This window comes from Bradyrhizobium sp. USDA 4538, assembly GCF_024171045.1.
Lineage (GTDB): Bacteria > Pseudomonadota > Alphaproteobacteria > Rhizobiales > Xanthobacteraceae > Bradyrhizobium > Bradyrhizobium australafricanum.
The window spans coordinates 8,002,846-8,025,170 of record NZ_JALJZE010000001.1; the positions used below are offsets into that span (position 1 = coordinate 8,002,846).

A 22,325-nucleotide genomic window follows, 5' to 3' on the forward strand; every position below is an offset into this window, starting at 1 on the left:
GAGTGCTGCCCCCAACTTCCGCTGCGGAGTATGGGTCCCGGCTTTCGCCGGGACGACACCTTATCGTTGAGACAGGCTCGCAAATATGTCGCGAGAAGATCACTTCCCCTTCGCCGCCTTCTCCTTCAGCTTCGCCGTGCGGTAGCGCGCGGCGCCGCCTTCGCGGATGGACTGCTCGCTGCGCTCGAGCGCCATCGCATCGTCGGGAACATCCTTGGTGATCACGGAGCCCGAACCGATATAGGCGCCCTTGCCGATCGTGACCGGCGCGACCAGCGACGTATTGGTGCCGATGAAGGCGCCCTCGCCGATCAGCGTCTTGTGCTTGAGGAAGCCGTCATAGTTGCAGGTGATGGTGCCGGCGCCGAGGTTGGAATTGGCACCGACATGGGCGTCGCCGACATAGGAGAGATGGTTGACCTTGACGCCGGCCTCCAGCCTCGAACCCTTGGTCTCGACGAAATTGCCGATCTTCACGCCATCGCCGAGCGAGGTGCCGGGCCGCAGCCGCGCGTAGGGTCCGAGCTCCACCTTCTTGCCGATCGTGGCTTGGGTGATGTGCGAGAAGGAATGGATCACGGCGCCGTCGTCGATCGACACGCCGGGTCCGATCACCACGAACGGCTCGATCGTGACGTCCTTGCCGAATTTGGTATCGGCGGCGAGATAGACGGTCTCCGGTGCGATCAGGGTCACGCCGGCCTCGAGCGCCTGGTTGCGCAGCCGCGCCTGCATCACGGCCTCGGCCTCGGCGAGCTGCGCCTTGGTGTTGATGCCGCGCACTTCGTCTTCGCTGGTCTCGATCACGACGGCCTCCAGTCCGAGTTCCCTGACAATGCCGACGGCATCGGTCAGATAATATTCGCCCTTGGCATTGGCATTGCCGATCTTCTCGATGATCGCGAGCGCCATCCTGCCGTCGAACGCCATCACGCCGGCATTGCACAGCGTGATCTTGCGCTCTTCGGCACTGGCATCGGCCTGCTCGCGGATCGCAACCAGCTTGCCGTTCTCGACCACCAGGCGGCCGTAGCCGGTCGGGTCTGCGGCATGGAAGCCGAGCACCGCAAGCGCCGCGCCGTCGCGCAGCGGCGCGCGCATGCGGGCAAAGGTCTCGGCCGTGATCAGCGGCGTGTCGCCGAATGCGATCAGGAGGTCGTCGGCGCTGCGGGCGATCGCCTCGCGCGCCGCCAGCACCGCATGCGCGGTGCCGAGCCGCTCGCGCTGCACGAAGGTCTGTGCGTCGGGCCGCACCCGACGCACCTCGTTGGCGACCGCCTCGTGGTCCGGGCCGATCACGACCGCAAGCTGCGATCCCTCGCCGGAGGCCGCGGCATCGAGCACATGCGCCAGCAGCGGCTGCCCCGCCACCGGGTGCAGCACCTTCGGCAGCGACGAGCGCATCCGCGTGCCCTCACCGGCCGCAAGCACCACTGTCAGGCTCGTTCGCGCAGTCATCCGCAATCCTCAATGTCGCGCGCAGTCCGCTGCGCAAAGCTGTCTTCGAGGCCGTCTTTAATTGTTTTCCCCGGCAGAAGAAACCGATTCGCCTCCGTGGCGCTCCGGATTCAAGTTCCCGGTCCATTTCCTGTTAATCTTTGCCTCGTGATTCGGCGGGCCTCGAGGAGGGCCAAGCGGGCTTTGGCCAAAGATCGCGACAATCTGGCGGCGGAATTCGACACCGAGAGCACCACCGGCTTTTTGGCCGAGGAGGATGCTCTGGATCGCCGCATGCTGTGGCGGCTCGGCTCGTGGGGCGTTGCCGCGGTCGGCGCCGTCACCGTCGCGGTGATGGCCAACCAGTCGGCGTTGACGCTGCGGCGCGACCAGGTTGCCGCAGCGGACCTCGCGCGACAGGCCCAGCAGTTGCAGACGCTGGCGAAGGAGAGCCACAACGAGACGCGCCGGTTGGCGTCCGCGATCGATACGCTCAACGGCGACCGCGACCGGCTGTATTCGCGCGTCACCACGCTGGAGCAGGGTCTCGACTCCGTGACCGGCGCGATCGCCAGGCAGCCGCCGGCACCATCGCCCTCGGCGGCCGCGCCCGGTACCTCGCCCGCAACCGCCAGTTCGCCGCCCGCCGCCTCCGCGCCAACCGTTGCCGCCGTCGCAACAACGCCGCCGGTCGCATTGGACAAGCCGGCGGCGGTCGACAAGCTGGCCGCCGCCGGTGAAAGCAAGGCGACTGGGCCGATCGAGAAGCCGGTTGCGGCAGCCGAAAAGCCGGCAACGGCCGACAAGAAACCGGCGTCCGCGCCCGCCAAGCCGCAGGCCGCCGCGGAGAAGCCGCCAGCCTCCGACAATTCGCCGCCGAATTCCGCCACGGCCGCATCGATCGCAAGTCCAATGAGCGCCGCCGCGGCCGGCGCCGAGGATGCACCCGCTGCGCCGGCGCCGGTCGCGGACAAGCCGCTTGCCGACAAGCCGGTCCTGGCATCGCTCGATCCTGCGGCGAACAAGGCAACCGAAACCGTCAAGCGGCCGACCGCCAACGATGTCACCGTCGCAGCGATGCCGCCGCTGGTGATCACAGCGGATCCTGACGCCGAGGACGATGCGCCGCAGGCACAGATCCACCGCACTGAGTTCGGCGTCGATCTCGGCACGGCCAATTCGGTCAATGGACTGCGCGCGCTGTGGCGCGGCCTGTTGAAGTCGAAGGCCAACGCGCCGCTGGCGGCGCTGCGGCCGATCATCGTGATCAAGGAGAACAGCAACGGGCTCGGCATGCAGTTGCGCCTGGTGGCCGGACCGCTGAACGACGCCGGCACCGCAGCCAGGATCTGCGCGGGCCTCAGCCTGGTGCAGCGGACCTGCGAGACAGCGATCTATGACGGCCAGCGGCTCGCCCTTAACGAGCCGCCCGCCGGAGCCAAGCCGGCTCCGTCGCATCGCCGGGCCGTGCCGAAGCGCGCCGTCGCACCACCGCCACCGCCGCAGCCGGTCGCCGAGGACAAGAAGCCGGAGCCGACCACGATCTCCTCGATATTCCGGCGGAACAGCCAATAATCATGTGAGCCAAGGGATTGTGGCCGGATTTTCAACCGATTTCGATGCTCCGACCGAACTTGTCCCGCAACCCGATCCCGACCATAGTGCCGCGATGACAAAACCTCCGTTCCGCCTCTCCCCCTATCAGGTCCAGTTCCTGATGGTCGTGGGCTTCGTCACCGTCGGCTACGCGCTCTACGTGCGCTATCTGGCAATCGAGTTCTCTCCCGTTGCGCTGGCCTGCGACGCCGGCGCGCAGACCATGCTCTGCAAGGCTCGCGCGCTGTCGACCGTACTGTTCAAGAACTCGGTGTTCGGGATCACCGCGCTGGTAATCGCGGTGCTCAACCTGACGCGGCCGTCGATCGTGCTGCTCACCGTCGGCTTGATCGCCGCGGGGCTCGGGATCGTGCTCTACAATGTCGTGCTGTCGGGGCTCGCGATCGGGCTGTTCATCCTGGGTTTTGCGCGGCCCGCGCCCGCCACAGCGTAGCGGCGAGCAGGAGGTACATCACGCAGGTCCAGTCCGACTGCCAGTTGATCGTGCCCTCGTTGTAGATCGTGTAGCCGGCGGCGATCACCAGCAGGCCGGCGAACACGGATTCCGCGAGCGGCCGGATGCCTTCCTTCGGGCGATTGAGCATGGTCAGCAGCGCGAATGGCACCACCGCCATGGTCAGCGAGGCATATGGGAAATCGCGGTAGCGCGGATCGAAGGTGAAGCCGAGCGCGGTTTCGGCAGCAATCACCGTGGTGATGATCAGCACAATCGCCAGCACCGCGCCGATCACGCCCTTGCCGCGATAGTCGCGCGGCCCGACCAGCTCCAGGAAGGTCGGCAGCGAGCGGCCGGCGATCAGCGCATGCGCCGTCAGCAGCGGCGCGGCAATGCCCGCCGCGAGCAGCACGCCCCAATGCAGCCAGCCGCCGACGCCGTAGCTCTCGTAATACATCTTGTCGCCGGCAATCCCGAGCAGCGCCCCCGCCGTCGTCGCCGAAATGGCGACCGCGATCCAGGCCGACGGCCGCGGCGTCCAGGGCCGGCGGCGCAGCGTCAGCCAGGCCGCGAGGAATGTGGCGACGGACAGCGCCATGCCGCCCGCCATCTGCAGCTTCCAGTCCGGATAGTTCGTGATAGCAACGCCGGGCGGATATTTCACCTGCCGCTTGACCGAATCGAACAGGCCCCAATTGCCGCCGACGGTGCCCTCGAGCTTGCGCTTCCAGGGCTGGTCGTAGGCCTCGATCAGGTTGACCCGAAAGCCCTCGCGCTTGGCGAGGTCGAGGATCTCGGACACCACCCGCGCCTGGTTGGTGCGCGACGGCAATGCGCCCTCCCGCATCCGCCCCTGGCTCGGCCAGCCGGTCTCGCCGATCAGGATCTCCTTGCCCGGGAATGTCACCGCCATCCGCTTGCGGATATCGTCGACATGCGCCGCGGCGTACTTCGCCTTGACCGGGATGTCCTCCCAATACGGCAGGATGTGAATGGTGACGAAATCGACCGCGTCATAAATCTCGCGGTTCTTCACCCAGTATTCCCAGACGTCGGCATAGGTGACAGGAAGATTGCCCGCCGCCGCCTTCACCGCGCGGATGTTGCCGGCAAGATCGGTAGCGGTCATCTCGCCGCGCAGCAGCACCTCGTTGCCGACGATCAGCGAGGTGACGACGCCGGGATACTCCTTGGCGAGCCGGACCGCGATCGCGATCTGCTGCAAATTCTTGAAGCGGTTGCTGCTGAGCCAGATGCCCTGCATCACCTTCAGCCCGACCTTGGCCGCAACGCCGGGGACCTGGTCGAGGCCGTTCTCGATCGAATAGGTGCGCACGCAGTCGGTGACCTTGGCGAGATCGGTCAGATCCTGCTCGATCTGCTCGACTGGAATCTGCGTGGTGGGATCCAGCGGCGTCTGCGCGCCGCGGAACGGCGTATAGGACACGCATTGCAGCTTTGCAGCGGGATCGATCGGCGCGCGCACGAGCGTAATCGGCGTGGCGAGCCACCACCACACGGATGCAATCACGGCGAGCGAGATCAGGAGAAGCGCCAGCGGCGTACGAAGCGAAATCGGTTCCATCCTCCGGGGGACCGTCGAATTAGCCGGTCACAGCCCATCTGCCAAGAGCGGGATTAGGTCAATACCATGGTTGTCCTGCGACAGTTTTGCGCTGGGTCGATAAAGTTGTGAGTTTGCTGGACAAAATACCAAATTCCAGTCATCAGATTTCGCCAGAGTCTCCGCCGCACTGGAGACCTATTTGGACGGCATCACGCGAGCCGTTAGGATGATCCCGCGGGGGCAGGAACATTATCGGGGAATACATGCGTCGACGGCTGCTTGAGTTGAAGAACACTACTTTGCGCCATCTTGCCGTAACGGGCCTTGTCACGGGCCTTGCGCTCCTCATTGGGGCCGGCGGCGCGTTCGCCCAGAGCGGCACGCCGAATCCGCCGGATCAGGCGAAACAGCAGCCCGGACAGCCCGACGCCAACGCAAATGCCGCACGGGAAGCCAACCAGCGCAAGGTCGAGGAGTTCGTCGAGGCCCAGCAGGCCATCAACGGCCCGGCCGGCAACCCGGAATGCGTCTGGCTCGGCCGCCGCGTCGTCCGCCTGATGTGGAACGACGACCTCGATACCGCGTTCCGCCATCTCGACCTCTACGACCGGTTCGGCTGCCCCGGCGGCCACGTCCAAGCGGCGTTCCGCTGCCTGACCCGGTTCGGCGCCCAGATCGACGACAAGGTCCGCGGCAGCCTCGACGGCCGCATCCACGCCTGCTGGATCAATCCGGGCGCGCAGCCCCAGGCCGCGGCCGCCGCCGCTGCTCCCACCCCGGCGCCGGCGACGGCCGGCACCGCCGCACCGGCACCGGCAGCCTCGCCCTCGCCTGCACCGACCCCGTCGGCGTCACCTGCGCCGGCGTCGAAATAGCCATATCCCGCGACCGGGGTCCGGCCGCGATTTTTTTCGCGGCTGGAACGGCTTGCGCCCTTAAAACGCCATCGCGGCACACCAGTTGTTAAATCGGATGGCGGAGATATCTTTCCCTCCGCTGTCGTGTTGGTCGAACCCAGGGGACGGGTTCGCTTAGTCCTCAATCTCAGGCCCCGTATGGTTTAACCGCGATGCGCGCCGTCGTCGCCGTCCTGTTGCTTGTCACCGCCGCCCACGCCGCCCTGTGGGGTCTCTTCCAGGAGAAGCAGCCGGCGCCCGATTTCCGTGGCACGCTGCCGAGCCTGTCCTACGCTCCGTTCGAGTCCGGCCACACCGTCGCCGACGTCGCCGCCGACACCGAGAAGGTGCGCACCGACCTGCGAAAGCTCTCCACGCTCACCAAGGCAGTCCGTCTCTATTCATCGACCGAAGGCAACGAGCTGGTGCCGCCGGTCGCCGCCGAATTCGGCATGAAGGTCACGGTTGGTGCGTGGATCGACAAGGACGCCAACCGCAACAACCGCGAGATCGAAGCCGCGATCAACCTGGCCAAGCGCAACAGCAACGTCATCGGCATCGTGGTCGGCAACGAAACCGTGTTCCGCGGCGAGCAGGTGCCGCTGGAAAACCTCGGCTCGGTTCCGGAGATCGGCGTGCCGCCCGAGGAGTCCGAGCGCATCCTTCGCGAGGAAGCGCAGCGCCTCCGCGACGCGGAAATGCAGCCGGATGAAAACGGCAGCAGCGGCTTGAGCAAGCGCGCTGAAGCGATCAAGTGGGCAGTCGCCGAAAACAACGTGCACCGGCTGATCAAGGTGATCCAGCGGGTCAAGAAGTCGGTCAACGTCCCCGTCACCACCGGTGAAATCTGGAACATCTGGCGCGACCATCCGCAGCTCGCCAACTCGTCCGACTTCGTCGCCGCGCACGTGCTGCCCTACTGGGAAAACTTCACCGACAAGCAGGCGGTGGACCAGGCGGTCGACCGCTACAATTTGTTGCGCGACTCCTTCCCCGGCAAACGCATCCTGATTGCCGAATTCGGCTGGCCGAGCCAGGGCTACAATCTGCGCAGCGCCGTTCCCGGCCCGTTCCAGCAGGCCACCGTGCTTCGCAACTTCGTCACCCGCGCCGAAGCCATCGGCATGGACTACAACATCGTCGAGGCGATCGATCAGCCCTGGAAGTTCTTCGAAGGCGGCGTCGGCCCCTACTGGGGCATCCTCAATGCCGACCGCGAGCCAAAGTTCGCCTGGACCGGACCGGTCACCGATCCGAACTACTGGAAGATCGCGCTGGTCGCCGTCCTGGTCGGCCTGTTCATGTCGCTGCCGATCCTGCGGCTGGACCAACCGACCGTGATGCAGGCGCTGCTGCTGTCGGCGGCCGCCAATGGCGTCGGCGCGTGGGTCGCGACGGTGTTCTCCTACTGGACGACGCACTACTTCGTCTGGGGCTCGGCCTTCGCGCTCAGCCTCGGCCTGGTGCTGCTGGTTCCGCTGGTCCTGATCGCGATGGCGCGGATCGAGGAGATCGCGGCGGTGGCGTTCGGCCGCGGCCCGCGCCGGCTGATCGGCAAGAGCGAGCCGCTTGCGCCTGCCACGATCGGCGAGAACGTGAAGTTTCCGAAGGTCTCGATCCACATCCCGGCCTATTTCGAGCCGGTCGAGATGCTGAAGCAGACCCTCGATGCGGTGTCGCGGCTCGACTATCCGAACTTCGAGTGCGTCTGCATCATCAACAACACGCCCGATCCCGACTTCTGGCGGCCGATCCAGGATCACTGCCGGCTGCTCGGCGAGCGCTTCAAGTTCATCAATGCCGAGAAGGTGCAGGGCTTCAAGGCCGGTGCGCTGCGCATCGCGATGGACCGCACCGCGGCGGATGCCGAGATCATCGGCATCATCGACGCCGACTATGTCGTGCATCCGGACTGGCTGAAGGATCTCGTGCCGGCGTTCGCCGATCCGCGCGTCGGCCTCGTGCAGGCGCCGCAGGAGCATCGCGACGGCGATCGCTCGCTGATGCACTACATCATGAACGGCGAATATGCCGGGTTCTTCGACATCGGCATGGTCCAGCGCAACGAGTTCAACGCCATCATCGTGCACGGCACGATGTGCCTGATCCGCCGCGCCGCCATGGACAAGGCCGGCGGCTGGTCCAGCGACACGATCTGCGAGGACACCGATCTCGGCCTCTCGATCCAGCAGCAGGGCTGGCTCACGCACTACACCAATGTGCGTTACGGCGAAGGCCTGCTGCCCGACACCTATGAGGCTTTCAAGAAGCAGCGCCATCGCTGGGCCTATGGCGGCTTCCAGATCGTCAAGAAGCACTGGCGGCGCTTCCTGCCCGGCGCCAGCCGGCTGACGCCCGATCAGCGCCGCGAGTTCTCGCTGGGCTGGCTGAACTGGCTCGGCGCCGAAAGCCTCGGCGTCGTGGTCGCGATCCTCAATCTGATCTGGGTGCCAATCGTCGCCTTCGCCGACATCGCAATCCCCGACAAGATTCTGACGCTGCCGATCATCGCCTCCTTCATCGTCTCGCTGGTGCATTTCGTCGCGCTCTACCGGCTGCGCGTGAACATCAAGGCCGGCCAGATGTTAGGAGCCATGATCGCGGCGATGAGCGTGCAGTGGACGGTGTCGCGCGCGGTGGCGCAGGGCCTGATCACCGAGCATCTTGCGTTCGCCCGCACCTCCAAGGGCGGCCTGTCGCGGATGTCGATCGAGTTCCAGGCGTTCTGGGAAGCCGTGATCGGCGTGTTGCTGCTGATCGGCGCCGTCGTGCTTGTCGTCACCAACGGCTACAAGCAGGTGCGCGAGATCTACATCTTCGCCGGCGTCCTGGTGTTGCAGAGCCTGCCATTCCTGGCGGCGGTCTCCATCGCGATCCTGGAAAATTCGCGGATCAACGAGTTCGCATTCTGGCGCAACAGCGCGATCCGCACCGCGGAACTGATCGGGTTGCGCCCGGTCAGCCTGCCCTCGGTCGCCGCCCCGTCGCAGCCGGTCGGCTCGGAAATCCGCCGCGACAACTGAGCCAACTTCAAGAAGCGGCCCTAAGCACAGGCGCCGGAACAGCAAATCCGGCGCGTCGGTGCACAATTGAGCGCCCCTCGGCTATTGACCCGATGGGCCCTGCCCCCTACACAGCGCGGGCTGGAGCACGATCCGGAGCGGTTCACCGCTGGCGTCCGGATCTAATGTTCAGGTGAGTGAGCGCGTAGCTCAGGCGGTAGAGCACGTGACTTTTAATCATGGGGTCGAGGGTTCGAGTCCCTCCGCGCTCACCAAACAAATTCAAACATTCGCGAAATTTCCGTGCGGCAGTGACGTCGCTCCCATGGTGTTGGGTAGCCGGCCCGGGCCCTGACGCCGGCTCTTCTTCTTAATTTTGTGTGAACCAAGCCACAGTTGTTCGGCGTGATCTTTAGTAGGTTTTCGGCGCTGGGGATTTCAGGGCCCAGAGGCTGGAAGAACAGGGCGTCGCCGGGACAAACCATTTCGGGCCCGGCGGCGTAATTTTTCGGGACGGTCAGAACTGCAATCCCAATGCTCGGACCAGACGCATCCGGACGCCAACGGCTCGTTGCTCTCCCTGTCGCAGTCATCACGTTCGGCGTCGCCGGCGTCGAGCCTGCCTGCGGTTCTCCGGACCGGTCGGCGGCGCGCGTATTCCGGCATGAGCCTTGCTCTTTAGGTGGCGCAGGAAATTTCAGTGTCCCGGTTCAGGAACAAGCTGTCACCGGATGTGTCTTTTGGAGACGAGCAGCTGGATTCATTGGGAGGTATCGTTGAGATACGCAGCGCCCCTACAGTCAAGGTTTGTCGTTCGGAGAGGAAGCACCGACTGGATGGTCTATGATCGAGAGCTCAAGGGTCCAGCGCAGTTGAAGAAAGACGGCCACTTCGCCGAGAAGCTGACGAAGGAACAGGCCGAACACATAAAGCAGGCCTTGACGGACGCCCTGAAGCCCGAGCCGTAGACAAAGTTAGATCGAGTACCCCGATCGGTGGCGACACAAACCGCGAACAGATGACATCTGTGTTACCTCGTAAGGTATATGAACAGAGTTGGGCAAAGCGAACGAGGCGCGGCAAAATGGCGGCGCATCGGTGGAGCAAATTAGGCCCTTGCGGAATTCAGCTTTGGCCACTGGACGTTCTGATCGGGCCAGCGTCGTCGTTGAAAGGGAACGATCGGGGAACAGCTCAAGGCAGCTCGAAAGCAGCCCGCGTCAGAGAGGTCGCCCCCGCGCCGAGGGGTGGAGCGCGACGCATGACGGCGCAAGCGCGCCGTTCAGCGCACAATTCGGAGCGAACATTCGGAACGCTGCTGGAGTTCGGCCGTCAAGATAACGGCAGTTCGCCCTGACCGCCTGTCCAGTCGATGATATCGAGCTGCATCCCTCGCTTCAGCATCTCGGCCTCGAGGCTGCCGGCATGCCGCTTCCACTCGGGCGTCGCGCGGACGCGGAATTTTGGCTCTTCGCCGGCTGCCTCGAATTCGTCGTCGGCTCTGAGCGCACCGCGGACGGCTTCGTACATCATCTTCAGGCTGGCGTCGGTGAAGGCGCCGTAGTCCATCGGTCGTCTCCCTTGGCACTGTGAGACGCAAAAAGCCGCCACGTAGTCACTCGTGGCGGCCTTCTGCTAGCGGCCCATCCAGACGGCCTGGGACGACGTTGCGTGAGTCGGGTTAATGAAACGTTGTTCGTGCGGCGCGCACTCAGATAGCGATGCGTTCGAAGTCGATGGCTATCCGGCTGTTCGGGAAAGTCCTCGTCGCCTCCGCCAGAATGTCCTCGTCCGGGTAGCGGCCGGAGATGTGGGTGAGGATGAGCTGCTTGACCTCGCTCCGCGCCGCGAGCGCGGCGGCTTCGCTGGCCGTCAAATGCCCGTAGTCGCGCGCGATCGCCGCGTCGCGCTTGAGAAACGTCGCTTCGATCACCAGCACGTCGGCGTCCCCGACGTGTTCGGCGAGCCCCTCGGTTGCTTCAGCATCACCGACAATGACGAGCTTCTTTCGCCCCTGGGCCGGGCCAAGCACCTGCTCCGGATCGATGGTGCGACCATCGTCCAGCTTCACCTGCCGGCCCTCCGCCAGCTCCCGGCGAACCGGCCCATCAGGCACGCGCAGCGCCAGAAGCCGGTCCGGGAGGAGATGCCGGCGCACCGCGCTCTGAAAGGAGAAAGCGAAACTGTCCGTATCCCGGTGGCGGACCGGAAAGCAATCGACGGTGAATTCGCCGGCGTCGAGGACTCGCCCCTCGCTCAACGGCACCAGATCAAGCGGGATCGGCGCTCTACCCTCGCCCCACAGGCCTGCCAGCATCCGGACGACGACATCGAGCGTGCCTGGCCCGGCATGAATCGTCATCGCATCCGAACTTTGCCGCAACCGGAGGGTCGAAAACAGCCCGGGGATGCCGAGCACATGATCGAAATGCCCGTGGGTCAGCAGCAGGTGATCAAGCCGTCGAAAGCCGGCGCCGCTCCGCAGCAGCTGGCGCTGCGTTCCCTCGCCGCAATCGACCAGAATACGACTGCCGGCTGCCTCGACGAGGATGCCCGGGTGATTGCGCTCGGGAGACGGCACGCTTGCCGACGTTCCCAGAAAAGTCAGCGAGAACATCGCAGCACCTCGCCTTCCGACTGCCGACGGCGCCACGCCGCCGAGATCGCGCAATCTGATGGCAGCGTCGCCCGATGTGTTCAAGCATCTCGATGCCGACGACGGTGGACCGAAAGGTCCTGAAGCCGGCGGCTTTAGGCGCAGACCGCATCCGCGCCATCGGGATCGGTCGTCGTGACCGGCGCCCTCGTCACGCCCTCAACCGGTCACAGCCTCAAGCATCGAAACAGCTGCGCGAGCGCGGTGTTGGCGGATTGCGCGCGCCGTTCGACGATTTCAGCCGCGGCGGCGTAGTTGCGCGCCAGGATCTGGAGCGCGCGGCGGGCATCCGGCAGCGTGGATTGCTCCGCCATCTCCAGGCACTGATGCTCGAAATATCTGAGCTCCTCAAGTTCGGTCATTCGCGAATCGTCCGATCGGGTCCTGCTTTTTCGAACTCAGTGCGCCAGCGCCCTAGTGAAAGTTTGGCAAGTTTGTTGCGGGGGACGCGCAATCTGGTCGGAGTGTTTCTGGACGCATGATTTGATGATCACCGCTCCGTGACCGATGCGAGGGTGAGCCGCGCGGATCGACAAGCGCGTGCAATCGTCTCACAATGCGGCGGGCTCGCTTGGCGAGCCTCGGAACACACGCGGTTGGTGCGGTATCGAATTGGCTTTGTTGGACCGATGAGGAAACGCGATTGGGCTTTCGTGGCGGCCTGTGTGGCAGGCGCGCTGCTGTTCGGCGTCTGGAGTTTCCAGATGGGTATCGCGTTTCATCGATCCCAGCACGGCGCGACCGACCTCTCCAGTTCGCACCGGCGGAGCCAGGACAGCGCGTCCGCGCACGGCCCGGCCCGGCCGAAGGCGGATGACGGCGATCAGCAGGCCGGGCAGCCGCGATAGGCGCCGCGATCGCGTTCGTCGCCGCCACATCGCGTCGGACTAGGCCCAAGCCAGGCCTGCCATGCCGGCGGCGCCATCGTCATCTGTCTTCGCATGCGTGAGCCGCCTGCGGCGCGTGCTGTCCTTGGCGCGACGGTGACGAACGCCAAACCTGTGCAGCGCCATCGGCACATGCTGCATCACGCCGCGGACGAGACCGATGGCCTGTCTGACGACCGCCACAACCGTCGCAACCCGGGTAAAGAAGCCGATCAGGAAGATCATCGAGAAGATGTCGATATAGGCCAGCACATCGCCGACCAGCATCAGCTCGGGAGGAAGCGGAATCCGGTGCCAATAGGCGCCGATCACGATCGCAACCGGGATCAGCGCGATCAGCTTCCGCAACGTCAGCCGATCGAGCAAGGCGGCGAGCTCAACGACCAGGATCTGCCACAGCCAATCGCTAAGCGCGGCCGGCTTGTCGATCGTCCAAGACTGCCACAAACGCTGCCACATCGCCGCTCCGCCTCCCCTTGCGCGCAATACCGGCGCGCTACGGCTTCGACGACGCCTCGCTGCCGCTGCCCTCGTCTGCGGCGCCCTGCGCATCAGCCGGGTCGGCCGATGGAAAGATGCGCTCATAATTCGCACGCGCCTCGCGGATCAGACGCGCACGCTCGCGTTCGGACTTCGAGATGAACCTGATGATCTCGCCCATATTCGCTCCAAGGCAGAAATGATGATCCGACCGTCAGCTATGCAACCATCGTGCCCGACGGTCGCTTGGCCCGATCCCCTCGCGCCGCTCAGCGGAACGCCCGCGGCGTCATCCGCTGCTGGCTGAAGGCAACGCGCGGATTGATGCCGCAATAGGCGTCGCGGCCCGACGCGGATGCCTGGCACTGCTGATAGGTCTGGTAGCCGCAATAGCCGGGATATCCCTCCTGCCGGCCCTGGATGCACCAGGGATACTCATAGGGATCGGCGGCCGCAGGCGACGCGGAACCGACAATCCAGCTCGTTCCGAGCGCCGCGAACGCCAGAATTGCCCAATTCGTCCTGCGCATGATCGTGTTTCCTTGCTCCATCGGCTCCCAGCCGCTGATTTAGGTACGCTGGCAGGATCTGCGAGGTTTCCGGCCACCGCCTCAAGAAGCTGTGACGATGGTTCAAAGCCCGGTCGCGGCACGGTGAGGACCGGCTGACCGGTCATCGGCCCGCGCGGCCTCCAGACCCGCCGGCCCGCTGCCCGCCGGGCCATCCCAGCGCATGTAGTTAACCGACGCCTAACCGGGGATGCGCGGTTGGAATGTACGATTTAAGCGCGCCGCAAGGCGACTGCCCTAGTCTCCCGCGCGGCTCAATGGACGACGACACCCGGAGAGGCTCGTCGCACGGGGATAATCATGCGCAGCGCGCTCATTGCTTCAATGATCCTGTCACTTGCGGCCGGAGCGGCCGTTGCCGGACCACGAATGTCGGGGGCGTCCGAGGCGGCACCAAGCAGCGTCGAGAAATATCGCGGCTACGTCTTCGATCTCTCCGAGAACGCCGACCGCAAGGACGTCACCAGCATCGCCGACATGGTCCGCCGCCAGCTCGACGTCGTGGAAACCGCGGGCTTCAGCCCGAAGGTGTTGCAGTTCTTCCATCGCGTGCCGATCGTTGCGAGCGAGATGGCGTGTCTCGACGAAGGCGCGGCAGCGGCCTGCTATGGCTTGACGCCGCCGGAATGGGACCGCGGCACGACCCGCGACGTCACCATCTGGGATCACGACAAGCAGCAATGGACCAATTCGGATCCGCTCGCGCTTGCGCTCGATTCCGGCATCGGCATCATCAGGATGCGTCCGAACATGATGCGTTACGCGAAGGAGCCGGTGCTGCTGCACGAATTCCTTCATGCCTATCACGCCCGGCTGATGCCGAACGGCTTTGAGAACAAGGGCATCAAGGGCTTCCTCAGCCAGGCGAAGTCGAAGGAGCTGTTCGCCAAGGAGGCCTATGCGCTGAAGAACCAGCAGGAGTTCTTCGCGGTGACGGCGAGCATCTTCCTGGCCGGGAAGGATTCCGAGCACGAACCCTATACGCGCGCCACGCTGAAGGAGAAGATGCCGGACTACTACAAGTTCCTCGTCGGCCTGTTCGGCGCCGATCCCGAGGAAACCGGCGTCACGCCGGTCGCATCGGCCAACTGAGCCCGGTATCCCACAAAAAAACGAGGCCCGGTGTGCCTAGGAGACCGGGCCTCGTTTCTGATGTCCCCCGCCTCGTGGCGGATCAGGTCTTGTCGTTACGCGACCTTGTCCGCGCGATCCATCCCGGATGATTACGGGGTCAGGCGCGCGCCGGCCTCACTTGCTGTAGCTGTAGAACCCCTGCCCGGTCTTGCGGCCGAGATGACCGGCATCGACCATCTCCTTCAGCAGCGGCGCCGGCCGGTATTTGGGGTCGTTGAAGCCGGTGTAGAACACCTCCATCACCGACAGCATCGTGTCGAGCCCGATCAGATCGGCAAGCGCGAGCGGGCCGATCGGATGATTGCAGCCGAGCTTCATGCCGGCATCGATCTCCTCGGCGGTGGCAATGCCCTCCTGAAGCGCGAAGATCGCCTCGTTGATCATCGGGCACAGGATGCGGTTCACCGCAAAGCCGGGGCTGTTCTTCGCCGTGATCGCCACCTTGCCGACCCGCTTGGCGAAGGCTTCGGCCTTGGCGACGGTGTCGTCCGAGGTCTGCAGGCCCCGGATCAATTCGAGCAGCGCCATCACCGGCACCGGATTGAAGAAATGCATCCCGATGAAGCGGTCGGGCCGATCGGTCGAGGCCGCAAGGCGGGTGATCGAGATCGACGAGGTGTTGGTTGCGACCAGCGCGCTCGGCTTCAGCCCCGCACAGAGATCCTTCAGGATCTTGATCTTCAGCTCCTCGTTCTCGGTCGCGGCTTCGATCACCAGATCGCAGGCGGCGAGCTTGGCCTTGTCGGTGGTCGCATTGATGCGCCCGAGCGTCGCGTCGCGATCGGCCGCGGTCACCTTTTCCTTGGCGACCAGCCGATCGAGACTGCTCCCGACCGTCTTCAGGCCGCGCTGGACCGCCGCGTCGGAGATATCCACCATGGTCACGCCGAGGCCTGCCGCCGCGCAGATCTGCGCGATGCCGTTGCCCATGGTCCCGGCGCCGATAATGCCAACCGTCTCAATCATTGCGTTCGTCCCTCGTCGCTTGCGCGGCAGCGCGGCCGCATCGTCAAAAACGGCGGACCGGAGGGGTCCGCGGATGGCGCATGAATAGCAGTCCGGCCGCACGGCCGATACAGCGGAAGCCGGTATTCCGGTGAGGTCTATTCCGGGCGCGGCGGGACAGGCCGCCGTGGCGGAACGGCCGACCGCGGTGGCAACTGGGTGCGCGGTGGTTCGGCCGCGCGCGACGGTTCGAGCACGCGGTTAAGTCGGACGATCCACCAGGCCAGCCGCCCGTAGCTGCGGCGCAGCGCCGATCCAAATCCCTCGTCGATGTCCTGGTCACGATCCATACCCCTATCATTAACGTGCATCCTTGAAGGAACGGTGAGCGCCATCACGTGCTGCACCGGCAATCGTTAGGACGCTGGCAACTATTTCGCGCAAGCCTCGGTTGACGGCATGGGCGCCGTAATCTCCCGGATTGCGTGCGGGAGACCTTGCGCCGCAGCATCGCCATGCCGGTGCGACTCGCATTTTGTTGATCGAATTTTCCGCGGCGCGCCGCGACACAAGGACATTAAACGACGAGGGCTACGCCCATGCTTGCTGAAAAATTCTTTTTGGTGCTCGAGACATTGCTCAACGGCCAGACCCGTTCCGACGGAAGCCCCCGCGTGGTGAGCACCGCGCCCCACATCCCGGTCGAGCTTCCGCGCGAAGGCCAGCCGAAACGCAGCCCCCGCTAGGCCGCTTGCCGGCGGCAGGTGGTCGCCAAGGCCGAGCTGGAGTCGCCGCGGCCACGTTGCTGCGGAATGCTGATCGCGACGTTTGCCTCCGCCAGTTGGCCCGTCGTGACGCACGAAGCCATTTGGCCGGAGTGGCCCCTCCGCTCGTGATCCAGCTCATAGTTGGTGAAGCCGAGCCACGCTACACCGCTCCCGCAACGACGTGGTGCCGCCGTGGACGACAAGACCGACAGCAAGATCGATTTCGGAAGCGTCGCCGTCGCAATCTGCGTCGCCGCCTACATCGCGATCATGCTGGCCTATCTCGCCCAATACGATCTCGGCCTGACCGCCGCGCAGACGCGTCATCTCTCGATGCTCGCAGCGCTGTTCCTCGCGCTGCCGGTCGCGCTGGATTTGCTGCGCACCGGGCCCGGCGACGCTCGCTGACGCGGACACGAACACGCCTGCAGCCTTCGATCTCCCCTGCCGCAAACGCGCCTGCGCAACATTGCGCTAGGTGAAGCGACGCGAATCAGCGTTACTTTGCAACTGATCGCTTCGTGGGATTTGGCGGCATGACCCAGCCCGACGTGTTTGATCAGAAGGTTCTGGATCAGAACATTCGCGAACTGCAGGAATGGCTGCGCAAGGCCTGGCAGCAACTCGCGGACCCCTCGCTCACCGCCTTCTCCCGCCGCGAATTGCGCAACCAGATGAAGCAATGCAACGCCGACTTGCGCGTGCAACTGCAAGCCGCCTCCAAACGAATGCTGATGCAGCCCGCCTCATCGGGCAGGAGGTTCGCCAAGCCGGCGCTGCGGATCCTCGCCTAGGGTATGATGCCAGCGCGCCAAAATGCCGCGATCTCCTGCAGCATGCTGGCCATACGCACCCTCTGCTTGTGCAGGGACGCCCGACAAGGCACAGCAAAACCGCTCCGGTATGCCTATATTGGGCGTCGTGTAGCGGCCGACGCCGCCAATGTTTAGGGACTCCCGTGTTATATCTGGAACTTGCGATCGTGGCGGTCTTGATCGTCGTCAACGGTCTGTTGTCGATGTCGGAGCTCGCGATCGTTTCCTCGCGTCCGGGGCGTCTTGCGGCGCTGGTCGAACGAGGCGTCAGCGGTTCGCGCCGCGCCCTTGCACTGGCCTCCGATCCCGGCAAGTTCCTCTCTACGGTGCAGATCGGCATCACGCTGATCGGCGTGCTGTCGGGCGCCTTCTCGGGCGCAACGCTCGGCCAGCGTTTGACGCAATGGCTGCTTGAGCTCGGCGTGTCCCCAAGTGTCGCCGACGCGGTCGGCGTCGGCCTCGTCGTCGGCGTGATCACCTATGCCTCGCTGATCGTCGGCGAGCTGGTGCCGAAGCAGATCGCATTGCGCGATCCCGAGTCGATCGCGGTCAAGGTCGCTCCGGCCATGACCATGATGGCGCGGCTGTCGCTGCCGCTGGTGTGGCTGCTCGACCGTTCCGGCAAGCTGCTGCTGTGGGTGCTCGGCCATCGCGAGGATGCACAGGACCGCGTCAGCGAGGACGAGATCAAGACGCTGGTGGTGGAGGCCGAGAACGCCGGTGTGCTCGAGCCCGGCGAAAAGGAGATGATCGCCGGCGTGATGCGGCTCGGCGATCTGCCGGTCGGCGCCGTGATGACGCCGCGCCACGAGGTCAGCCTGATCGACCTCGCCGCCCCCGCGGCCGAGATCCTGGCGACGCTGCAAAAGAGCAGTCACTCGCGCTGCGTGGTGTTCGACGGCAACCGCGACCATGCGCTCGGCATCGTGCAGGCCAAGGACGTGCTCGATGTCTACCTCGCGGGCCAGACGCCCGACATCCGCGCGCTGACGCGCGATGCGCCGATCATTCCGGAGACCGTCGACGCCCGCGACGTGGTCGCGATCCTGCGCGACTCCAGAGTGCATATCGGCCTCGTCCACGACGAGTACGGCACCTTCCAGGGTGTCGTCACCAGCGCCGACATCCTCGAGGCCATCGTCGGTGCCTTCCACACCGAGGAAGGCCCGGCCGAGCCTGCCTATGTCCGGCGCGCCGACGGCTCCTATCTGATCTCCGGTTGGATGCCGGCGCTGGAATTCAGCGAGCTGCTCGGCATCACGCTGCCATCGCCGCGGCCCTACCAGACCGCGGCCGGCTTCCTGCTGCATGAATTCGGCGCGATCCCCGATGTCGGCGCGAAAACCGCCTCGCAGGGCTGGGAATTCGAGATCGTCGACCTCGACGGCCGGCGCATCGACAAGGTTTTGGCCAGCAAGCAGCCGGCGGCCTGACATTTGCCACCCGGCCGTCCTGTTGATAAGCGGCAAGACAGCGAAACAGGCCGCCGCGGTGTGCTATCGGCATAGCGGCGGCCCGAGCAATCCCCGAGTAAACCCCACGGAATAGATCCCCATGCGCATTACCCTTGTCGGTTCCCGCCATTTCGGCGTGACGACCCTGAACATGCTGCGCGAACACCACGTCACGCTGGTCAGGGTGGTCGTCCATGACGGCGAGGACCGGCTGGCGGCAGCGGCCAGGGCGGCCGGCATCGAAGTCGTTGTCCAGGCTGATCCCAAGCTGGTGACGGCCGCCGAGATCGCGCCGGACACCGACCTGATCGTGACCGCCCACAGCCATGCCCGGGTCAGCAGGGAGGCGCTTGCCGCGTCCAGGCTCGGCGGCATCGGATACCACCCGTCGCTGCTGCCGCGCCACCGCGGCATCGCCGCGGTGGAGTGGACCATCAAGGAAGGCGATCCGATCGCCGGCGGCAGCATCTATCACCTTGCCGACCGCATGGACGCCGGCGCGATCGCCGCGCAGGACTGGGTGTTCGTCAAGAAAGGCGAAACCGCCCGCGAGCTGTGGGAGCGCGCGCTGGCGCCGCTCGGTCTGCGTCTGCTCGCCCAGGTCATCGACTATGGCAAGGTCAACGGCTCGCTGCCGGCCAAGGTCCAGGATGAGCAGTTCGCGACCAAGGCGCCGAATCTGAGCCCCGGCAAACACTAACCCGAGCTAGAGTATATGAATACCTCGTTCGAAAAAGCCATGCTCGGATTTTCCGTTCCTGATCCGGAACCGAATTCACCATGATGTGTTTGGGTTCACAGGAACATTTGGGGCTCCCGCGACGCAGCAAATTTTGAACACATTGTGACAGGATAAGCCGCGTCATCACACGAAATTACAGGGATTTGATTCATGCGTTCGATCCGCATTCGCGACCTGATTTTGGTCACTTCGGTCGCTTCGGCTGCCGCCCTCACCGCTGCTCCCGTGTCCGCTCAGCAGCCTTATGACGGGCTTTGGAACGTCACCGTCGTCACCAAGACCGGCAGCTGCGAACCTTCGCAGAGCTCGACCGTGACCGTCGCTGAAGGAAAGATCTCGGCACAGGGCGCGGCGATCTCCGGCACCGTCGGCAGCGGGGGACTTGTGCGAGTCTCGATCAATGGTGCATATGCGAACGGACAACTCAGTGGCAACTCCGGATCGGGGAAGTGGAATGGGGCATCAGCTGGCGTACCCTGCAGCGGCCGATGGGAAGCATCCCGTCAGTAAGATCACCAGCCTATCAAGTTTCTTTGCCATCGCGCGGCGGCCAGCATTTGCAGCCGCCGCGTTTTTCGTGACCGCACTCGCAAGCACCACGGGCCATGCCCAGTCCGGCCCGTTCGCCGGCATGGCGGGCACCTGGTCGGGCGCCGGCTCGGTCACGCTGGACGACGGCTCCAGCGAGCGCATCCGCTGCCGGGCGACGTATCACGTCGGCGGGCCCCGGATGACCATGAGCCTCACCTGCGCCAGCGACGCCTACAAGTTCAACCTGGCGGCCGATGTGCAGGCCGAAGGCAGCGCGGTCAGCGGCAATTGGAGCGAGTCCAGCCGCAATGTGAGCGGCTCGTTGCAGGGTCGCGGCGGCGGCGGCAACTTCCAGGTCGTTGCCAGCGCTCCCGGCTTCAACGCCGATATCTCGATGCGCACCAGCGGCAACAAGCAGGCGGTCACGATCAGGGCCGACAGCCAGTTCCGCGGCGCCAGCATCACGCTGTCGAAGTAATCGATCCGCGCTCCAACGTGGAAAGCCCTCGGGTCATCCCCGAGGGCTTTTTGTTTACGCCCCAGCGGTGCTATGCCGCAGGCACGAATGCCGTGACCTCGATCTCGACCTTGGCGCGCTGATCGACCAGCCCGCCGATATAGAGCAGCGTCGACGGCGGGAAATTGCGCCCGAGCGTCTCCTTCCACGCCGCGCCAATACCGGCGCCCGCGGCCTCATATTCGCTGCGGCTGGTCAGGTACCAGGTCAGGCGGACGATGTGCTCGGGGCCAGCGCCGGCTTCGTTCAACAGCTTGATGATGCGCTTCAACGCGGTGCCGACCTGGGCGGCCATCTCGGGCGCGTAGTCGCCCTTCTCGTCGCCGCCGGTCTGCCCCGCCAGCACGATCCACTTGCCGGGCGCGTCGAACGCGACACCGTGCGAGAAGCCGCGGGGTTTCGACCATTCGGCCGGTTGCAAGACGCGCATGAGCAAATCCTCCTGATGATAATTGTCATTCCGGGGCGCGCGCGAAGCGAGCGAACCCGGAATCTCGAGATTCCGGGTCTGGCTCTTCGAGCCATCCCGGAATGACTTCTGTCTTTGACCTCTGCTTAGCAGAGATCGCGTGGGTGACGCATCACCGCGCAGGCGGAATTGCGCGTTGCAAATTCATGGCAGCTCGCCGATACCGGGCACCCCTCCTCCGCCGTTCCCCGTCATGGATCGCACGCCCTCAAAGACCCGCGCAGCATTGTGGATGTCCGGCTGGCTCGCGCTGATGCTGATCGTGGCGGTGGCCGGCCGCGAGGCGACGCGCGAGGTCAACGTCTTCCAGCTGATGGCCGTGCGCGGCGTGCTCGGCTTCGCGATGCTCTATCCGCTGATCCACATGAATGGCGGGTTTGCGATCGTGAAGACGGCACGGGTGCACGTCCATATCGTGCGCAACCTGATCCATTTCTGCGCGCAGCTCGGCTGGTTCTATGCGCTGACATTGATCCCGATCGGCCAGGTGGTCGCGATCGAGTTCACGATGCCGATCTGGACCGCGATCCTTGCGGCGAGCTTTCTCGGCGAGCGGATGACGCGGTGGAAGATCGTCGCGATCGTGCTTGGCCTGGTCGGCGTGTTCGTGATCGTGCGGCCGGCGGCCGGCGCGATCAATCCGGGCCAGCTGATCGCGCTCGTCGCGGCGGTCGGCTTCGGCATCTCGGTCGCCGTGGTCAAGTCGCTGACGCGGACCGAGCAGACGCTGACGATCATGTTCTGGATGCTGGTGGTGCAATCGCTCGCGAGCATCGGGCCTGCGCTCTACGTCTGGACCTGGCCGCCGCTCTCGACCTGGGGCTGGCTCGCCGTGATCGCGTTCTGCGGCACGTTCTCGCACTATTGCATGGCACGCGCCCTGCTCCACGCCGACGCGACTGTCGTGATCCCGATGGATTTCGTCCGCGTGCCGCTGACGGCGATCGCCGGTTGGCTGATCTATGCCGAAAGGCTCGATGCTTACACGGTGCTCGGCGCGGCCATGATCCTGGCCGGCAACCTCATGAACCTGAAACCGACCGCAAGGAAGCCGGCGCGCGCGAGGTGACGCTCGCGCCGCAGCCAGCGCGGCCTCGCCCGGCCAGCCAAAACCCAGGGATCGTCCCGGCCCTCCTGGTTTCGAAAGGTGTTACTTTCCGGCGGCCTTGCGCAGCGCCGCGTTGATGCGGTCCTGCCAGCCGGGGCCGCCCTCCTGGAAATACTCCAGCACGTCCTGATCGATCCGCAGCGTGACCTGCTCACGGACGCCGGGGACAGCGACGGTCTTTGGCACCGCGTCCGCGACCTTGGTGGTGGCGCGCTTGAACGCCGCCTCGGCTTCGCTGCGGGCATCGTTCAGGGTTCGCGGTCGCCTCGGCTGGTCAGCCATATGCTGGATTCCTG

The 22,325-nt window shown here is 65.1% G+C and carries 26 protein-coding genes and 1 tRNA gene; 16 read left to right on the forward strand and 11 right to left on the reverse strand.

Annotated features, from left to right (window positions below; all coding sequences use genetic code 11):
• Positions 1-99: 99 nt before the first annotated feature.
• On the reverse strand, positions 100-1,458 hold the full coding sequence (glmU, locus tag J2R78_RS36835; RefSeq protein ID WP_253608661.1) for a bifunctional UDP-N-acetylglucosamine diphosphorylase/glucosamine-1-phosphate N-acetyltransferase GlmU: 1,359 nt from the start codon (positions 1,456-1,458) through the stop codon (positions 100-102).
• 183 nt (positions 1,459-1,641) lie between these two features.
• Here glmU and J2R78_RS36840 point away from each other — a divergent pair, with 183 nt between their 5' ends.
• Positions 1,642-3,012 (forward strand): hypothetical protein, encoded by a 1,371-nt coding sequence (locus J2R78_RS36840; protein ID WP_253608662.1) that lies wholly within the window; start codon positions 1,642-1,644, stop codon positions 3,010-3,012.
• 94 nt (positions 3,013-3,106) lie between these two features.
• Positions 3,107-3,487: a hypothetical protein gene (locus J2R78_RS36845; RefSeq protein WP_016844836.1), complete on the forward strand. Its 381-nt coding sequence runs from the start codon at positions 3,107-3,109 to the stop codon at positions 3,485-3,487.
• Here J2R78_RS36845 and J2R78_RS36850 read toward each other — a convergent pair.
• Positions 3,447-5,075, reverse strand: a complete 1,629-nt coding sequence (locus tag J2R78_RS36850) for a beta-(1-6) glucans synthase (protein WP_253608663.1) — start codon at positions 5,073-5,075, stop codon at positions 3,447-3,449. The genes J2R78_RS36845 and J2R78_RS36850 overlap by 41 nt on opposite strands.
• 245 nt (positions 5,076-5,320) lie before the next feature.
• Here J2R78_RS36850 and J2R78_RS36855 point away from each other — a divergent pair, with 245 nt between their 5' ends.
• The 4 genes from J2R78_RS36855 (at position 5,321) to J2R78_RS44855 (ending at position 9,923) form a co-directional block, all read left to right on the forward strand.
• On the forward strand, positions 5,321-5,932 hold the full coding sequence (locus J2R78_RS36855; protein ID WP_057018479.1) for a hypothetical protein: 612 nt from the start codon (positions 5,321-5,323) through the stop codon (positions 5,930-5,932).
• Positions 5,933-6,126: 194 nt separating this feature from the next.
• Positions 6,127-8,976 (forward strand): glycosyltransferase, encoded by a 2,850-nt coding sequence (locus J2R78_RS36860; protein WP_253608664.1) that lies wholly within the window; start codon positions 6,127-6,129, stop codon positions 8,974-8,976.
• 178 nt (positions 8,977-9,154) lie between these two features.
• A tRNA-Lys gene (locus tag J2R78_RS36865) sits at positions 9,155-9,230 on the forward strand.
• A 561-nt stretch (positions 9,231-9,791) separates the two neighbouring features.
• A complete protein-coding gene (locus tag J2R78_RS44855) occupies positions 9,792-9,923 on the forward strand; it encodes a hypothetical protein (RefSeq protein WP_256438746.1) in 132 nt (43 codons plus the stop codon).
• Positions 9,924-10,287: 364 nt separating this feature from the next.
• On the opposite strand, the gene J2R78_RS36870 is transcribed toward J2R78_RS44855, so the two are convergent.
• The 3 genes from J2R78_RS36870 to J2R78_RS36880 form a co-directional block, all read right to left on the reverse strand.
• Positions 10,288-10,524 carry a hypothetical protein gene (locus J2R78_RS36870; RefSeq protein ID WP_057018484.1) on the reverse strand — a complete coding sequence of 79 codons (237 nt, stop codon included), beginning with the start codon at positions 10,522-10,524 and terminating at the stop codon, positions 10,288-10,290.
• A 142-nt stretch (positions 10,525-10,666) separates the two neighbouring features.
• On the reverse strand, positions 10,667-11,572 hold the full coding sequence (locus J2R78_RS36875; protein WP_253608665.1) for a ribonuclease Z: 906 nt from the start codon (positions 11,570-11,572) through the stop codon (positions 10,667-10,669).
• Between the two features lie 206 nt (positions 11,573-11,778).
• Positions 11,779-11,973 (reverse strand): hypothetical protein, encoded by a 195-nt coding sequence (locus J2R78_RS36880; RefSeq protein ID WP_016846119.1) that lies wholly within the window; start codon positions 11,971-11,973, stop codon positions 11,779-11,781.
• A 267-nt stretch (positions 11,974-12,240) separates the two neighbouring features.
• Here J2R78_RS36880 and J2R78_RS36885 point away from each other — a divergent pair, with 267 nt between their 5' ends.
• Positions 12,241-12,459 (forward strand): hypothetical protein, encoded by a 219-nt coding sequence (locus J2R78_RS36885; RefSeq protein WP_057018485.1) that lies wholly within the window; start codon positions 12,241-12,243, stop codon positions 12,457-12,459.
• 39 nt (positions 12,460-12,498) lie between these two features.
• On the opposite strand, the gene J2R78_RS36890 is transcribed toward J2R78_RS36885, so the two are convergent.
• The 3 genes from J2R78_RS36890 to J2R78_RS36900 form a co-directional block, all read right to left on the reverse strand.
• The gene (locus tag J2R78_RS36890) at positions 12,499-12,957 is read right to left on the reverse strand and encodes a hypothetical protein (protein ID WP_253608666.1); all 459 of its coding nucleotides are present in this window, start codon (positions 12,955-12,957) and stop codon (positions 12,499-12,501) included.
• Between the two features lie 37 nt (positions 12,958-12,994).
• Positions 12,995-13,159, reverse strand: a complete 165-nt coding sequence (locus J2R78_RS36895; RefSeq protein WP_016846117.1) for a hypothetical protein — start codon at positions 13,157-13,159, stop codon at positions 12,995-12,997.
• Between the two features lie 88 nt (positions 13,160-13,247).
• The gene (locus tag J2R78_RS36900; RefSeq protein ID WP_253608667.1) at positions 13,248-13,508 is read right to left on the reverse strand and encodes a DUF3551 domain-containing protein; all 261 of its coding nucleotides are present in this window, start codon (positions 13,506-13,508) and stop codon (positions 13,248-13,250) included.
• 339 nt (positions 13,509-13,847) lie between these two features.
• Between J2R78_RS36900 and J2R78_RS36905 the strand changes: the two genes are divergently transcribed.
• On the forward strand, positions 13,848-14,639 hold the full coding sequence (locus J2R78_RS36905) for a hypothetical protein (protein ID WP_253608668.1): 792 nt from the start codon (positions 13,848-13,850) through the stop codon (positions 14,637-14,639).
• Between the two features lie 156 nt (positions 14,640-14,795).
• On the opposite strand, the gene J2R78_RS36910 is transcribed toward J2R78_RS36905, so the two are convergent.
• Entirely contained in the window at positions 14,796-15,647 is an 852-nt protein-coding gene (locus J2R78_RS36910) for a 3-hydroxybutyryl-CoA dehydrogenase (RefSeq protein ID WP_253608669.1), read from the reverse strand.
• Between the two features lie 578 nt (positions 15,648-16,225).
• Here J2R78_RS36910 and J2R78_RS36915 point away from each other — a divergent pair.
• The 7 genes from J2R78_RS36915 (at position 16,226) to J2R78_RS36945 (ending at position 20,413) form a co-directional block, all read left to right on the forward strand.
• Positions 16,226-16,372: a hypothetical protein gene (locus tag J2R78_RS36915; protein ID WP_253608670.1), complete on the forward strand. Its 147-nt coding sequence runs from the start codon at positions 16,226-16,228 to the stop codon at positions 16,370-16,372.
• 213 nt (positions 16,373-16,585) lie between these two features.
• Positions 16,586-16,801, forward strand: a complete 216-nt coding sequence (locus J2R78_RS36920; RefSeq protein WP_253608671.1) for a hypothetical protein — start codon at positions 16,586-16,588, stop codon at positions 16,799-16,801.
• Between the two features lie 128 nt (positions 16,802-16,929).
• On the forward strand, positions 16,930-17,187 hold the full coding sequence (locus tag J2R78_RS36925) for a hypothetical protein (RefSeq protein ID WP_057018491.1): 258 nt from the start codon (positions 16,930-16,932) through the stop codon (positions 17,185-17,187).
• Between the two features lie 164 nt (positions 17,188-17,351).
• Positions 17,352-18,641: a hemolysin family protein gene (locus J2R78_RS36930; protein WP_253608672.1), complete on the forward strand. Its 1,290-nt coding sequence runs from the start codon at positions 17,352-17,354 to the stop codon at positions 18,639-18,641.
• A gap of 121 nt (positions 18,642-18,762) precedes the next feature.
• A complete protein-coding gene (locus J2R78_RS36935; RefSeq protein WP_018271570.1) occupies positions 18,763-19,362 on the forward strand; it encodes a formyltransferase family protein in 600 nt (199 codons plus the stop codon).
• A gap of 192 nt (positions 19,363-19,554) precedes the next feature.
• On the forward strand, positions 19,555-19,914 hold the full coding sequence (locus J2R78_RS36940; protein WP_076828571.1) for a hypothetical protein: 360 nt from the start codon (positions 19,555-19,557) through the stop codon (positions 19,912-19,914).
• The gene (locus J2R78_RS36945; protein WP_375167085.1) at positions 19,859-20,413 is read left to right on the forward strand and encodes a hypothetical protein; all 555 of its coding nucleotides are present in this window, start codon (positions 19,859-19,861) and stop codon (positions 20,411-20,413) included. Before J2R78_RS36940 ends, J2R78_RS36945 begins: the two co-directional genes overlap by 56 nt.
• Before the next feature lie 70 nt (positions 20,414-20,483).
• Here the strand turns inward: J2R78_RS36945 and J2R78_RS36950 are convergent, their stop codons facing one another.
• Positions 20,484-20,882, reverse strand: a complete 399-nt coding sequence (locus J2R78_RS36950) for a RidA family protein (RefSeq protein WP_092083474.1) — start codon at positions 20,880-20,882, stop codon at positions 20,484-20,486.
• 232 nt (positions 20,883-21,114) lie between these two features.
• Between J2R78_RS36950 and J2R78_RS36955 the strand changes: the two genes are divergently transcribed.
• On the forward strand, positions 21,115-21,990 hold the full coding sequence (locus J2R78_RS36955) for a DMT family transporter (protein WP_253608674.1): 876 nt from the start codon (positions 21,115-21,117) through the stop codon (positions 21,988-21,990).
• Positions 21,991-22,071: 81 nt separating this feature from the next.
• Here J2R78_RS36955 and J2R78_RS36960 read toward each other — a convergent pair whose 3' ends face one another.
• A complete protein-coding gene (locus J2R78_RS36960) occupies positions 22,072-22,311 on the reverse strand; it encodes a BrnA antitoxin family protein (RefSeq protein ID WP_050400483.1) in 240 nt (79 codons plus the stop codon).
• Positions 22,312-22,325: the final 14 nt, after the last annotated feature.

Excerpts from the sequence above, each read along its gene's own strand:
- glmU (WP_253608661.1), bottom strand. The coding sequence starts at position 1,458 with ATGACTGCGCGAACGAGCCTGACAGTGGTGCTTGCGGCCGGTGAGGGC.
- J2R78_RS36845 (WP_016844836.1), top strand. The coding sequence starts at position 3,107 with ATGACAAAACCTCCGTTCCGCCTCTCCCCCTATCAGGTCCAGTTCCTG.
- J2R78_RS36850 (WP_253608663.1), bottom strand. The coding sequence starts at position 5,075 with ATGGAACCGATTTCGCTTCGTACGCCGCTGGCGCTTCTCCTGATCTCG.
- J2R78_RS36855 (WP_057018479.1), top strand. The coding sequence starts at position 5,321 with ATGCGTCGACGGCTGCTTGAGTTGAAGAACACTACTTTGCGCCATCTT.
- J2R78_RS36860 (WP_253608664.1), top strand. The coding sequence starts at position 6,127 with ATGCGCGCCGTCGTCGCCGTCCTGTTGCTTGTCACCGCCGCCCACGCC.
- J2R78_RS44855 (WP_256438746.1), top strand. The coding sequence starts at position 9,792 with ATGGTCTATGATCGAGAGCTCAAGGGTCCAGCGCAGTTGAAGAAAGAC.
- J2R78_RS36870 (WP_057018484.1), bottom strand. The coding sequence starts at position 10,524 with ATGGACTACGGCGCCTTCACCGACGCCAGCCTGAAGATGATGTACGAA.
- J2R78_RS36875 (WP_253608665.1), bottom strand. The coding sequence starts at position 11,572 with ATGTTCTCGCTGACTTTTCTGGGAACGTCGGCAAGCGTGCCGTCTCCC.
- J2R78_RS36880 (WP_016846119.1), bottom strand. The coding sequence starts at position 11,973 with ATGACCGAACTTGAGGAGCTCAGATATTTCGAGCATCAGTGCCTGGAG.
- J2R78_RS36885 (WP_057018485.1), top strand. The coding sequence starts at position 12,241 with ATGAGGAAACGCGATTGGGCTTTCGTGGCGGCCTGTGTGGCAGGCGCG.
- J2R78_RS36890 (WP_253608666.1), bottom strand. The coding sequence starts at position 12,957 with ATGTGGCAGCGTTTGTGGCAGTCTTGGACGATCGACAAGCCGGCCGCG.
- J2R78_RS36895 (WP_016846117.1), bottom strand. The coding sequence starts at position 13,159 with ATGGGCGAGATCATCAGGTTCATCTCGAAGTCCGAACGCGAGCGTGCG.
- J2R78_RS36900 (WP_253608667.1), bottom strand. The coding sequence starts at position 13,508 with ATGCGCAGGACGAATTGGGCAATTCTGGCGTTCGCGGCGCTCGGAACG.
- J2R78_RS36905 (WP_253608668.1), top strand. The coding sequence starts at position 13,848 with ATGCGCAGCGCGCTCATTGCTTCAATGATCCTGTCACTTGCGGCCGGA.
- J2R78_RS36910 (WP_253608669.1), bottom strand. The coding sequence starts at position 15,647 with ATGATTGAGACGGTTGGCATTATCGGCGCCGGGACCATGGGCAACGGC.
- J2R78_RS36915 (WP_253608670.1), top strand. The coding sequence starts at position 16,226 with ATGCTTGCTGAAAAATTCTTTTTGGTGCTCGAGACATTGCTCAACGGC.
- J2R78_RS36925 (WP_057018491.1), top strand. The coding sequence starts at position 16,930 with ATGACCCAGCCCGACGTGTTTGATCAGAAGGTTCTGGATCAGAACATT.
- J2R78_RS36935 (WP_018271570.1), top strand. The coding sequence starts at position 18,763 with ATGCGCATTACCCTTGTCGGTTCCCGCCATTTCGGCGTGACGACCCTG.
- J2R78_RS36940 (WP_076828571.1), top strand. The coding sequence starts at position 19,555 with ATGCGTTCGATCCGCATTCGCGACCTGATTTTGGTCACTTCGGTCGCT.
- J2R78_RS36945 (WP_375167085.1), top strand. The coding sequence starts at position 19,859 with ATGGGGCATCAGCTGGCGTACCCTGCAGCGGCCGATGGGAAGCATCCC.
- J2R78_RS36950 (WP_092083474.1), bottom strand. The coding sequence starts at position 20,882 with ATGCGCGTCTTGCAACCGGCCGAATGGTCGAAACCCCGCGGCTTCTCG.
- J2R78_RS36955 (WP_253608674.1), top strand. The coding sequence starts at position 21,115 with ATGGATCGCACGCCCTCAAAGACCCGCGCAGCATTGTGGATGTCCGGC.
- J2R78_RS36960 (WP_050400483.1), bottom strand. The coding sequence starts at position 22,311 with ATGGCTGACCAGCCGAGGCGACCGCGAACCCTGAACGATGCCCGCAGC.